This window comes from Frateuria sp. YIM B11624 (assembly GCF_049727805.1).
GTDB lineage: Bacteria > Pseudomonadota > Gammaproteobacteria > Xanthomonadales > Rhodanobacteraceae > Frateuria_A.
The window spans coordinates 1-256 of sequence record NZ_JBCNYA010000078.1 but is presented as its reverse complement, the minus strand read 5'-3'; the positions used below and the strand labels follow the sequence as shown (position 1 = coordinate 256).

Below are 256 nucleotides of genomic sequence, written 5' to 3'. Positions count from 1 at the left end.
CAAGAACGAATACGGCCACATGCTCACGGTCGAGGATCCGATCGAGTTCGTGCACACCTCGCAGAAGTGCCTGGTCAACCAGCGCGAGGTGCACCGTGACACGCACGGCTTCAACGAGGCGCTGCGCTCGGCGCTGCGCGAGGACCCCGACTACATCCTGGTCGGCGAGCTGCGCGACCTGGAAACCATCCGCCTGGCGCTGACCGCCGCGGAAACCGGCCACCTGGTGTTCGGCACGCTGCACACCAGCTCGGCG

At 66.8% G+C, this 256-nt stretch carries 1 protein-coding gene; it reads left to right on the top strand.

Annotated features, from left to right (window positions below; translation table 11 throughout):
* The coding region (locus tag AAIL17_RS18240; protein WP_424684245.1) for an ATPase, T2SS/T4P/T4SS family at positions 1 to 256 on the top strand (256 nt) is incomplete at both ends.